The following is an 11,206-nucleotide window of genomic DNA, read 5'->3' as shown; positions in this document are numbered from 1 at the left end:
GCCTGAGACGCCACCGTGCGTTTCTTCTTCATTGGCATATCCATGATTTTTATCGCTCATGATATGCCTCGCCCACGAAATCACGGATAGGTCCAGGCACGAAATTCCCGATCGAGGATGCGCGAGACATCGTCATGCATCAGAAGGTGATGACGACTCGCCCGAAAGACTCCCACGACATTCTGGGCGTGTTCCAACTGGCGGTCGAAGCGCCGTACCGGCATAGTCCACCTGTGTCAGGAGAGGAGTTTCTGCCGACTCTGCAAGAGTGGCACGCGAAAATGCTGCACGCGCGGCCGGAGGCTAATCCGGGTGGCATCAAGACGGAGGTCAACTACGCCGGCACGACCCGCTTCGTCAATCCCGGACAGACGCGTGGAACGTTTGATGAGGGCTCGCGATTGGCGATGAGCGTTCCGGAGGGTATCGCCCGCGCAATTTTCTACCTGTTCCTGGTGGCGGAAATTCATCCGTTCATCGATGGCAATGGCCGGGTATCGCGGCTCGTGATGAACGCCGAACTTTCCCGTACCGGACTGCATCGCATTATCGTGCCAACGTTATTTCATCCTCAGTTCGTCGATTGTTTGCGCAAGCTCACACGAAGTAACGAGCCCGCGGACTACGCGCGCAGCCTCGCGAAAATGGCTCGCTGGTGCGCGCAGTTCGACTACCGGAATCTCGACGGTGTGATTGCAGACCTGGAGAAGACGCATGCGATGGAGGAGTCCCCCGCGCAGTTCCAGTTGCTTAACATCGATGGCACGCGAATCTTGCCTGAGTGATTGGCCGGCGAACGGTACTTGACGACGCGCAGCGTGGTCCATCGCATACCGGTCATCAATTGAGCAGGGGCGCATCGCTGTGGATGAGCCCCTTTGCTTCATTCAAATAGTGCTACGGACGTCGCTTACGACGTCGTCTTCACCAACACCGGCTTGTCCTGATACTCACCCGGAAACAGCTTCTTCAACCCATCTACCTTCGGAATATCGTTGATCGCGATATACGGCTGATCCGGATGCAACGTCAGATAGTTCTGGTGATACTGCTCGGCTGGATAGAACGTACGGTCGGGCTCGATCGTCGTGACGATCTTGTCCGAAAACACATGCGCGTTGCCGAGCTGCGCGATATACGCCTTCGCGATGCGCGCCTGTTCGGGCGTCGTCGGGAAAATCGTCGACCGGTATTGCGTGCCGACATCCGGGCCTTGCCGGTTCAACTCAGTCGGATCGTGCGCGACCGAAAAGTAGATCTGCAAGATGTGCCCATAGCTGATCTGATGCGGGTCGAACGTGACGCGCACCGATTCCGCGTGGCCCGTCGTACCGGTGCTGACAGTCTCATACTCGGCCGCCGACTGCGCGCCGCCGGTATAACCCGACACCGCGCTCGTCACGCCCTTCACGTGCTGGAACACACCCTGCACGCCCCAGAAGCAGCCGCCTGCGAGCACGACCGTCTCCGATGACGGTGCACTCGCGACCGTTTCATCGACCGTCGGCGCCGGCACCCTATGCACCTCATCAGCGAACACATGCTTCTGCGTAATGCCGATGCCCGCGATAGCCGCGGCCACCAGCGCGAGGAACGGCAGCCGGCGGCGCAGACCGCGCGCGGCGGCCGGCCGGGAAGGTTTGCGTGGGACAACGTTGCTCATATCTGTCTCCATATGAAGCAGGGATCAACCGAACGTGAACGCATACGCGCGCACGCCCGGATCAAGAAAGCGGATTTCAAACGTATGGTCGGTGATCGTGCCGTCCTGGCGAATCAACTGGTACAAGCGTTGGGCCGTCACCGTGCCGTTGCCGTTCGCGTCGGTGTCGCTGCCGTGATTCGCGCCTGGCGGCTTGCCGTCGATCGTCACCTGGAAGCGCACCGGCTGCCCGTTTGCCGAGGGTCCGAGCACCAGATGCAGATCGCGCGCGTGGAAGCGGAACGCGATCGCGCCACCGGCCTGATCGAGATCGGTATGTTCGGCACCCAGCGTCCACGTGCCGTCGAGCGCCCAGTCGTTCAGGCCGAGCCCATTGCCCAACGTATAGCGATGCGGCTTGTCGAGCACCGGCTCGCCCGGCGATGCGAAGTTGGTCGCGCGGTCATAGCCGACATAGGTTTCCGGCGACTGCACGTCGGCCATCTCCGGTGCGGCTTGCGCGCCGGTGCCGTCGTCCTTCACGAATCCGCCCGGCAAGTTGTGTGCGCCGGCTTCGGTCAACAGTTGGCGGATCGTCTGCTCGGAACCTGCATAGTCGCCTTCACCGAAGTGATGCGCGCGAATCCTGCCTTGCGCGTCGACGAAGTAGTCGGCCGGCCAGTACTGATTGTTGAATGCACGCCAGATCTTGTAGTTGTCGTCGATCGCGACCGGGAAGTCGACCTTCAGGTCCTTCACCGCGCGGCTCACATTGCCGACATCCTTTTCGAATGCGAACTCGGGCGTGTGCACGCCGATCACGACGAGGCCCGCGTCCTTGTACTTCGCGGCCCACGCTTTCACGTACGGCAGCGTGCGCAAACAGTTGATGCATGAGTACGTCCAGAAATCGACCAGCACGACCTTGCCGCGCAGTTGCGCGCCGGTAAGCGGCGGCGAGTTCAGCCATTGAACCGCACCATCGAGCGACGGCATCACGCCTTCGACCGGCAACGGCGCGGGGCTGCCGGATTGCGCGGCCTGGGCCGTCGCCGGCGACCCGCCCGCATTCGCCGACGCAGCCGCATGACCGGCAGCAGCGCCTTCCGACTGCGCGGCGGCCGACATCATTGCGCCTTGCGACCCGTTCTTTGCGGGATGGAGCCGGTCCAGCACGCTTTGCTCGAGGTTGTTCGTGCCGCTAAGCGACAGGTGCGTGAGAAAGCCGGTGTCCGCACCCGCGGCGATCGCGACAACGCCGCCCAGCACGAGGACGCCCAGTCCGCGCTTTAACCACTCGCTCGCGTGCAGCGACTTCTTCATCGTGGCGAATACCTTGCCGCCGACCACCAGCGCGAGCGCGAGCGACGTCGCCGCGCCCGCCGCATACGACAGCAGCAACAACGACGTGTGCACGCTTGCGCCTTGCAGCGCGGCGCCGGTAAGGATCAGGCCGAGAATCGGACCCGCGCAGGGCGCCCACAGCAAGCCCGTCGCTACGCCGAGCAGCAGTGACGCCCACACGGCCGAGCCGCGCTCGGCACCTTGCGCGGATTCAGAGAGTCGCGCGCCGAGCGCGACGAGCGGTCGCGTCATCGCATCCGATAGTTTCGGCAACAGCAGTGTCAGGGCAAACGCGGCCATCACGATCAGTGCAACGATACGGCCATACTGGTTCGCGGCCACGGCCCAGCCTCCGCCGACCGCGGCCAGTGCGCCGACCGCGCTGAAAGTCGCGGCCATGCCGGCCAGCAGAGGCAGGCCGCTTTGCAGAAACGGCTTGCCGGTGCGCGCGAAAACGAACGGCAGGACCGGCAGGATGCAGGGGCTGACGATTGTCAGCACGCCGCCTAACCATGCAATCAGAAACACAATCATGTTCTTATGTCCTCAATGAGCGATGCGCGCGCGGGACTCCGGCGCTTCCCTGCTGACGCATCGCCATGCCCCTTTCGGCTGACGATATCGGTGCGTTCAGCAGGTGCCTTTCATTGGGCAAACACCGTTTTCCGCTGGTTATTCCGTGATACATCGCACTAGTCGGCGCGCGTTAGCGGAAATGACAGTGGGGCTGGAAATAAGCCGGCTTCGAGGCAGGCGAGGTTGCCAGGCTTGCTGGGCGGCGGACAGCGCGGCCGACGCTTATTGGCCACTTATTGGCCACTTATGGGCCGCTTATTGGTCACTGATTGACCGCTTATCGGCCTTTATTGCGGGCGAGCGGTTCGAACTGCGCGACCAGAAAGTCGATAAACGCGCGCACGCGTGCGGCCTGGTTCTGCCGGCTCGGGTAGTAAACGAACAGATCGGCGTCCGGCAGCACGAAATCAGGCAGCACGACGCGCAGCCGGCCGCTTTTTACATACTTTTCGAGGTCCCACTCGGAGCGGATCAGGATGCCGTGGCCGTCGAGCGCCCAGCCGAGCACGATGTCGCCGTCATTGCTCGACAGCATGCCGTGGACCTTGACGACCTCGCTATGCTGTTCGCGCACGAAGCGCCAGATGCCATAAGCGTCGTCGTTTTGACGGTGCACGATGCAGCGGTGATGCGCGAGATCGGCCACCTTCTGCGGTGTGCCATTTCTTTGCAGATACGCGGGCGATGCGCACAGAAAGCGCCGGTTCGACATGATGCGTCGCGCGTTCAAACGCTGATCCGGCAGTTCGCCGAAGCGAATCGCGACATCGATGCCGTTTTCGATCAGGTCCACCGGCCGGTCGGTGACTTCAAACTGCACTTCGACGTCCGGAAAAGCTTTCGCGAACTTTGACACCACTGGCGCGATTGTCGTACGCCCGAAGCCGAGCGACGCATTCACGCGTAGCAGCCCGCGCGGCGCGGCGCCATGACTCGACACCGCGTCTTCCATCTCTTGCACTTGCGCGAGGATGCGTGCCGCGTGCTGCAGGTAGATTTCACCTTCCGCGGTCAGGCTGACCGTGCGCGTCGTGCGGTTCACGAGCCGCACGCCGAGCTTTTCTTCCATTTGCGAAAGGCGCCGGGTGGCCGCGGGCGGCGTCAGATCGAGCGCGCGCGCCGCCGCCGACAGGCTTTCGTGACGCGCCAGCAGCACGAAAAACTCGAGATCGGAACTGATATCAGTTTTCACCGAAAGTGAATTATCAATTAAATGCCGCTGAATTCTAACGCGCTTCGCAAGACGTAACCTTGCGACTTTCAAACGTCGGATGCACCGGCAACGCGCAAGGTTTTGGAGGACCGAATGAAGATCGTTGAAATCCGCGAAAAGACTTTCCCTATTAGCTCACCGATCCGTAATGCGTATATCGACTTCAGCAAGATGACGCTGAGCTGCGTCGCGGTGATCACCGACGTGATCCGCGACGGCAAGCCGGTGGTCGGCTACGGCTTCAATTCGAATGGCCGTTACGGGCAAGGCACGCTGATGCGCGAGCGCTTCATTCCGCGCATCACCGCGGCCGATCCTGCATCGCTGGTCGACGACAAGGGCACCAACCTCGATCCGCACAAGATCTGGGCGACGATGTTCACGAATGAAAAGCCGGGCGGCCACGGCGAGCGCTCGGTTGCGATCGGCACGATCGATATGGCGATCTGGGATGCGGTCGCGAAGATCGAAGGCAAGCCGCTGTTCCAGCTGCTTGCGGACCGCTACGGCAACGGCGTGCCGGATCGCAAGATATTCGTGTACGCGGCTGGCGGTTACTACTACCCGGGCCAGGACCACAGCAAGCTGAAAGACGAGATGCGTAGCTACATCGACCGCGGCTATACGGTGGTGAAGAAGAAGATTGGCGGCGCATCGCTCGATGAAGATCTGCGCCGTATCGACTCGATCCTGTCGGTGCTGCAGGACGGCCAGAAGCTCGCAGTCGACGCGAACGGCCGCTTCGATCTGGATACCGCGATCCGCTATGCGAAGGCTTTGTCGCAGTACGACCTGTTCTGGTACGAAGAGGCGGGCGACCCGCTCGACTTCGAACTGCAGGCGACACTGCGCAACTATTACGACAACCCGATGGCGACCGGCGAAGACCTGTTCTCGATGCAGGATGCGCGCAACCTGATCCGCTACGGCGGTATGCGTTCGGACCGCGACTGGCTGCAATTCGACTGCGCGCTGTCATACGGCCTCGTCGAATATCTGCGCACGCTCGACATGCTGCACGAGCATGGCTGGTCGCGTAAGCGCTGCATTCCGCACGGCGGCCATCAGATGTCGCTGAATATCGCGGCGGGTCTCGGTCTCGGCGGCAACGAGTCGTATCCGGATCTGTTCCAGCCGTTCGGCGGTTTCCCGGATGGGGTGAAGGTCGACAACGGCTATATCACGATGCCGGACCTGCCGGGTATTGGCTTCGAAGGCAAGAGCGATCTGATCAAAGTCATGCAGGAAGTGTCGGCGTAGTCGCGCCGCTTAAAACAGGCCGCCTGTCCCTCTGCAACGGAGAGCGGAGGACAAGCGGTTTCGTCGTTGCAAAGGGGATTACTCGAAAGACAACGGAAACACGATGGGCGCGAGCTCCCCATTGTCATGTTCCACCGGTACGCTTGCGGCTTTTTTTCGGGGCGTAACGCTGAAGCAGGAAGAAGGAGACCCAGATGATTCGCATCAGAAAGACCCTTTCCAAGCTGTACGTGCAGGTGCTGATCGGCATCGCGATCGGTGTTTTGCTCGGGCATTTCAATCCCGATCTCGGCGCGCAGATGAAGCCGCTCGGCGATCTGTTCATCAAACTGATCCGCATGCTGCTCGCACCGATCATCTTTGCATCGGTGGTAGTCGGTATCGCCCGGATGAACGACATCCATGAAGCGGGGCGCGTCGGCGTCAAGGCGCTGTTGTACTTTGAAATCGTGTCGACCTTCGCGCTCGCGATCGGTCTTGTCGTCGTGAACCTGATGAAGCCGGGCGTCGGCATGAACGTCGATCCGTCGCATATCGACGGCGCGGCGATCGCCACCTACACCCACGCGGCGAAAGAACATGGCGCGATTGCGTTTTTGATGGGCATCGTGCCATCCACGGTGGTCGGTTCATTCGCGAACGGCGACATGCTGCAGATCATTTTCTTCTCGGTGCTGTTTGCGGTTGCGCTCGCGAGAATGGGCAAGCGCGCCGAGCCGTTCGTCGACACGCTCGACACCTTCCTGCATGGGATGTTCGGCGTCGTGCGGATCGTGATGTACGTCGCGCCGATTGGCGCGTTCGGCGGCATTGCGTTTACCGTCGGCAAGTACGGCATCGGCACGCTTAAACAATTCGGCGCCCTGATGCTGTGCGTGTATCTGACGTCGATCGTGTTCGTTGTCGTGATTCTCGGCGTGATCATGCGGATGTGCGGGTTGTCGCTGTGGAAGTTCCTGCGCTATATCAAGGATGAAATCCTGATCACGTTCGGTACCGCGTCCACCGAGGCGGTGTTGCCGCAAATGCTCGTGAAGATGGAGCAACTGGGCTGCCGCAAGTCGGTGGTCGGCATGGTGCTGCCGACCGGTTATACGTTCAACGCGGACGGCACGTCGATCTATCTGACGATGGCGGCGATTTTCGTCGCGCAGGCGATGAACATCCATCTCACGCTGGAAGATCAACTGATCGTGCTCGGTGTGCTGCTGTTTACATCGAAGGGTTCGGCGGGGGTCGCGGGCGCCGGCTTTGTCGCGCTCGCGGCGACGCTGGCATCGATGCATCAGATCCCGGTGACGGGTCTGGTGCTGCTGCTCGGCGTCGATCGCTTCCTGAACGAAGCGCGTGCGGTGACGAACCTGATCGGCAACGGTGTCGCGACGCTTGCGGTCGCTAGCTGGGAAGGTGCGCTCGATCGTGTGACCGCGAAGGCGGTGCTCGATGGCCGCATCGATCCGGACGATAGCGAGCGCGTCCCCCAAGCAGCTGGATTCGATTCTGCTGCTGTACGGGGACGCTAGCAGCAGAGGCTGTGAACGCGCGAGCGCATGCCATCGTGCATGCGCTCGCGCGCGTCGCTACGTCGCTGCGCCCCCTGCTGCGCACGCCTGTTGCACGCGCCTGTAAATCAAATGTTTTTCCGCTGAAAGCCTCAAGTTTGGCGCACCGGGGCCGTTGATATCAGCGATAGACCAGCCATCGATTCGATCATCGAATCGATGACCGGTTAATCCAAAAACAACTCATACGGCCAATCATGTTTTCACGCCTCTCGATTTCCGCCCGGCTTTGGGCAACGACTGCACTTCTCGGTGTTCTGATCGTCGCAATCGGTCTGCTTGCGCAATTCGGTATGCAGAACCTGAGCGGCGATCTCGACTACGCGTACTCGAACCAGCTGGCCTCGTCGATCGCGCTCGGCAAGTCGAACCTCAACCTGACGATCGTGCGCACCACGCTCGATCGCGCGATGTTGCATCCGGATTCGCCGGAAGTGCCGAAGCTGCTCGAAAAGGCGAGCGACTACATGGCGATCTCTGATCACGCGTGGCAGGAGTACAGCGCGCTGCCGCATGAAGCCGACGAGCAGGCGCTCGCGGATGCCGCGAATATCGCGCGTAACGCGATCATCCAGCAGGCGCTGCGGCCGATGATGGACGCACTGAAGAAAGGCGACGCGAAGGCGGCCGACGACATCGCGATGAATGTGATCGTGAAGTACACGGTGCCGCTCGCGAAGGCATGGGACGCACTGCAGCAATGGAAGCTCGCGAGCGGCAAGCGCGCGTTCGACGATGCGCGCGGGCAGTTCAAAACGCTGCGCATCATCGGGGTGGTACTGATCGTGGTCGGCATCGGCGCGTGCGTTGCGTGCGCAAGCGGTCTGAACCGCTCGATCTCGAAGCCGCTCGTCACCGTGCTCGAGCAGTTGCGGCGTATTGCCAGCGGCGATCTGACCGGTCGCTTCGAGGTGCTTTCGCAGGACGAAATGGGCAAGCTGGTCGAAGGTCTGAAGACGATGCAGGGCGGGCTATCCGAAACGGTTCGACAGGTCACGCACAGCTCGGAGTCGATCGTTAGCGCGACTCGCCAGATCGCAGCGGGCAACAGCGACCTGTCGCAACGCACCGAAGAGCAGGCGGCTTCGCTCGAGGAAACCGCGGCGAGCATGGAGCAGCTGACTGCGACCGTCAAACAGAATGCCGATAACGCGCGGCAGGCTCAGGACCTGGCCGGCAAGGCAAACGTTATAGCGGGGCGCGGCGCGACCGTGGTCGGTGATGTGGTCGAGACGATGGGCAGCATCGACCGCAGTTCGCAGAAAATCGCGGACATCACCGGCGTGATCGAAAGCATCGCATTCCAGACCAATATTCTTGCGCTGAACGCGGCCGTAGAAGCGGCGCGCGCCGGCGACCAGGGCCGCGGCTTCGCGGTCGTCGCGGGCGAAGTGCGTTCGCTTGCGCAACGCGCGGGCGTCGCGGCGAAAGAGATTAAAGAACTGATCGGCGACTCGGTCGAGCGCGTCAATGCGGGCGCGCGCCTCGTGGGTACCGCGGGCGAGACGATGGAAGAACTGCGTCAGGCGATCGCGCATGTGACTTCAATCATGGACGAAATCGCCGCGGCTTCCGACGAGCAGCGCGACGGCATCGAGCAGGTCAATCGCGCGGTGACGCAGATGGACGAGGTATCGCAGCAGAATGCGGCGCTGGTCGAGCAGGCCGCGGCCGCGGCCGCGGCGCTCGACGAGCAGGCACATTCGCTGCGGCGTGCGGTGTCGGTGTTTCAGCTTGCCTGAAGGTGCAGAGTGGCGCGCGGCGTTTGATCGCCGCGCAATGGCGGGGTCGGGAGCCCCGCGTTGAAGCTAGTCGTACGTCACGCGCGTGACCCCATCGCTGGACAGCAGACGCACGCGTTCGCCCGGATGGAACAGACCGTCGCTCGTGTTCTGCGTAATCGCGCGCCAGCTGCCGTCGTCAAGGCGCACGGTGATCTGCTGGCCGTGCTGCTGCGCGAGCTTATGCTGGACTTCGCTGCCGGCGACCGCGCCGGCCACGCCGCCGAGTATTCCCATCAGCAACGACCCGTGTCCCTGGCCGAATGCGCTGCCGGCAACGCCCCCCAACAGGCCGCCGCCGACTGCGCCGAGCACGCCTGGCCGACCATTGCTCGCATCGATCGTTACGTTGCGCACGCTTTCGACTGTGCCGACGCGCACGGTTTCTTCGCGCTGCGCCTGCGCGGCGCCGTAGATGTCGGCGGAACCCGCGGGCGTCGCGCAGCCTGCGAGCGCAAATGCGCAGACGAGTGTGGACGCGCTGACCATCATCAATGAACTGTTCATTTTTCTTCTCCTCGATGCGCGTCGGTGGCGCCGGGATCGGCGCCCGCGTTGCGCGTGATTGACGGTGGAAGGTTAGTGGCGCCGAATGAGCACACAATGAGCAACCGGCTCAAATGCTTTTCGGCGAAACGCGATGCGAACGAAGTTCGGATACGCGCATCCAATGCTGGAACACCGCTGGAACACCGTTTGCTAGCGCATGCATGCTGCGAATAAGCGCAGCAGTGTTGTGTGCAGTGTGTAGCAAACGGTCGCGCGATGCGGCGCGAACACACGCTGACAGACTCGCTCACCCAACTCCGGCCGCTCAGACGCCGGGCCGACGCCGGTGATCCGGCGGCAGCCGGCGACCGGGCTCCCGGACCGAACCAACCAGAATATGGGAGGCGTTGTGGCGTCAACGAAACGCACCGGGCAGCTGGCCGGAAAGAAACGCACCTTGAAATTCCGCAGCCCGGCGCTGTGGGCTACCGCCGGCGCCGCGCTTGCGGTGTTTGGCGCGCCGGGCGCGTCTGCGCAAACGCCGTCGCCGCTCGGCGAATGGCAGTACTCGGCGGGCGTGCCGCTCGAGAAGATGTTCGTTCCGCCGGCGGAACGCACGACGTGGGAAACGCGCGTCGGCGCCGGGATGACGTTCGAGCCGCGCTATGACGGCTCGTCGCGCTACCACATCCTCGCTGGTCCGAGCCTCGACATCCGGTACAAAGACCTCGCGTTCCTGTCGACCGGTGAAGGTCTCGGGGTCAATGTGTTGCAGGGCGAAAACTGGCGCACGAGCGTCGCGTTGGTCTATGACCTCGGACGGCGCGGCCACGACGACCCGCAGCACCTGAACGGCCTTGGCAATATCAATCCGGCGCCGGAAATCAAGCTCGCCGCCGAATACGTGATCTCAAAGGATTTTCCGCTGACCTTCCGGACCGCGATTACGCGCAGCATCGGCGGCTCGAACGGCTGGATCGCGGATGTCGGCGCGTATATGCCGTTACCCGGCAGTTCGGAATCGTTCTACTGGTTCGCGGGTCCTTCGGTGAGCTTCGCCGATTCGACGTATATGAACAGCTGGTTCGGCGTGAATCCCGCGCAGTCGGCGGCGTCCGGGCTGCGGCAGTACGATGCGAGCGCCGGCCTGAAGTCGGCCGGGTTCGGCGTCACGATGATCTGGTTCGTCAACAAGCACTGGTTTGTCACGGCGGACGGCGCGATCAAGCGTCTGCTTGGCAGCGCCGCGGGCAGCCCGGTGATCCAGACGAAGACGAACGGCGTCTGCGATATATCGTTGAACTACCAGTTTTGAAGCTTGATGACGCGGATTTGCGCC

The 11,206-nt window shown here is 62.2% G+C and carries 9 protein-coding genes; 5 read left to right on the top strand and 4 right to left on the bottom strand.

What is annotated here, in order from left to right; translation table 11 throughout:
* Positions 1–134: 134 nt before the first annotated feature.
* Positions 135–785 (top strand): Fic family protein, encoded by a 651-nt coding sequence (locus tag BX592_RS29740; RefSeq protein WP_243849790.1) that lies wholly within the window; start codon positions 135–137, stop codon positions 783–785.
* Between the two features lie 125 nt (positions 786–910).
* On the opposite strand, the gene msrA is transcribed toward BX592_RS29740, so the two are convergent.
* The 3 genes from msrA to BX592_RS29725 all read right to left on the bottom strand — a co-directional run bounded on the left by msrA (position 911) and on the right by BX592_RS29725 (position 4,754).
* Complete coding sequence (gene msrA, locus BX592_RS29735; protein ID WP_134196871.1) at positions 911–1,663, bottom strand: peptide-methionine (S)-S-oxide reductase MsrA; 753 nt, start codon at positions 1,661–1,663, stop codon at positions 911–913.
* Positions 1,664–1,687: 24 nt separating this feature from the next.
* Positions 1,688–3,520 (bottom strand): cytochrome c biogenesis protein DipZ, encoded by a 1,833-nt coding sequence (locus BX592_RS29730; protein WP_134196870.1) that lies wholly within the window; start codon positions 3,518–3,520, stop codon positions 1,688–1,690.
* A 319-nt stretch (positions 3,521–3,839) separates the two neighbouring features.
* Positions 3,840–4,754, bottom strand: coding sequence for a LysR family transcriptional regulator (locus BX592_RS29725; RefSeq protein ID WP_134196869.1), 915 nt, complete (start codon positions 4,752–4,754; stop codon positions 3,840–3,842).
* A gap of 114 nt (positions 4,755–4,868) precedes the next feature.
* Here BX592_RS29725 and BX592_RS29720 point away from each other — a divergent pair, with 114 nt between their 5' ends.
* The 3 genes from BX592_RS29720 to BX592_RS29710 all read left to right on the top strand — a co-directional run bounded on the left by BX592_RS29720 (position 4,869) and on the right by BX592_RS29710 (position 9,339).
* A complete protein-coding gene (locus BX592_RS29720) occupies positions 4,869–6,035 on the top strand; it encodes a mandelate racemase/muconate lactonizing enzyme family protein (protein ID WP_134196868.1) in 1,167 nt (388 codons plus the stop codon).
* 194 nt (positions 6,036–6,229) lie between these two features.
* Positions 6,230–7,558 carry a dicarboxylate/amino acid:cation symporter gene (locus BX592_RS29715; protein ID WP_134196867.1) on the top strand — a complete coding sequence of 443 codons (1,329 nt, stop codon included), beginning with the start codon at positions 6,230–6,232 and terminating at the stop codon, positions 7,556–7,558.
* Positions 7,559–7,794: 236 nt separating this feature from the next.
* Positions 7,795–9,339 (top strand): methyl-accepting chemotaxis protein, encoded by a 1,545-nt coding sequence (locus BX592_RS29710; RefSeq protein WP_134196866.1) that lies wholly within the window; start codon positions 7,795–7,797, stop codon positions 9,337–9,339.
* A gap of 66 nt (positions 9,340–9,405) precedes the next feature.
* Here the strand turns inward: BX592_RS29710 and BX592_RS29705 are convergent, their stop codons facing one another.
* Entirely contained in the window at positions 9,406–9,885 is a 480-nt protein-coding gene (locus tag BX592_RS29705) for an outer membrane lipoprotein (RefSeq protein ID WP_134196865.1), read from the bottom strand.
* A 379-nt stretch (positions 9,886–10,264) separates the two neighbouring features.
* Between BX592_RS29705 and BX592_RS29700 the strand changes: the two genes are divergently transcribed.
* Entirely contained in the window at positions 10,265–11,182 is a 918-nt protein-coding gene (locus BX592_RS29700; protein WP_134196864.1) for a MipA/OmpV family protein, read from the top strand.
* Positions 11,183–11,206: the final 24 nt, after the last annotated feature.

Source organism: Paraburkholderia rhizosphaerae (assembly GCF_004366595.1).
GTDB classification, from domain to species: domain Bacteria; phylum Pseudomonadota; class Gammaproteobacteria; order Burkholderiales; family Burkholderiaceae; genus Paraburkholderia; species Paraburkholderia rhizosphaerae.
The sequence above is the reverse complement of the archived record's forward strand: the minus strand, read 5'-3'. Positions and strand labels throughout refer to the sequence as shown.

Coding starts and splice junctions, on each gene's coding strand:
- BX592_RS29740 (WP_243849790.1), top strand. CDS start 135: ATGCATCAGAAGGTGATGACGACTCGCCCGAAAGACTCCCACGACATT.
- msrA (WP_134196871.1), bottom strand. CDS start 1,663: ATGAGCAACGTTGTCCCACGCAAACCTTCCCGGCCGGCCGCCGCGCGC.
- BX592_RS29730 (WP_134196870.1), bottom strand. CDS start 3,520: ATGATTGTGTTTCTGATTGCATGGTTAGGCGGCGTGCTGACAATCGTC.
- BX592_RS29720 (WP_134196868.1), top strand. CDS start 4,869: ATGAAGATCGTTGAAATCCGCGAAAAGACTTTCCCTATTAGCTCACCG.
- BX592_RS29715 (WP_134196867.1), top strand. CDS start 6,230: ATGATTCGCATCAGAAAGACCCTTTCCAAGCTGTACGTGCAGGTGCTG.
- BX592_RS29710 (WP_134196866.1), top strand. CDS start 7,795: ATGTTTTCACGCCTCTCGATTTCCGCCCGGCTTTGGGCAACGACTGCA.
- BX592_RS29705 (WP_134196865.1), bottom strand. CDS start 9,885: ATGAACAGTTCATTGATGATGGTCAGCGCGTCCACACTCGTCTGCGCA.
- BX592_RS29700 (WP_134196864.1), top strand. CDS start 10,265: ATGGGAGGCGTTGTGGCGTCAACGAAACGCACCGGGCAGCTGGCCGGA.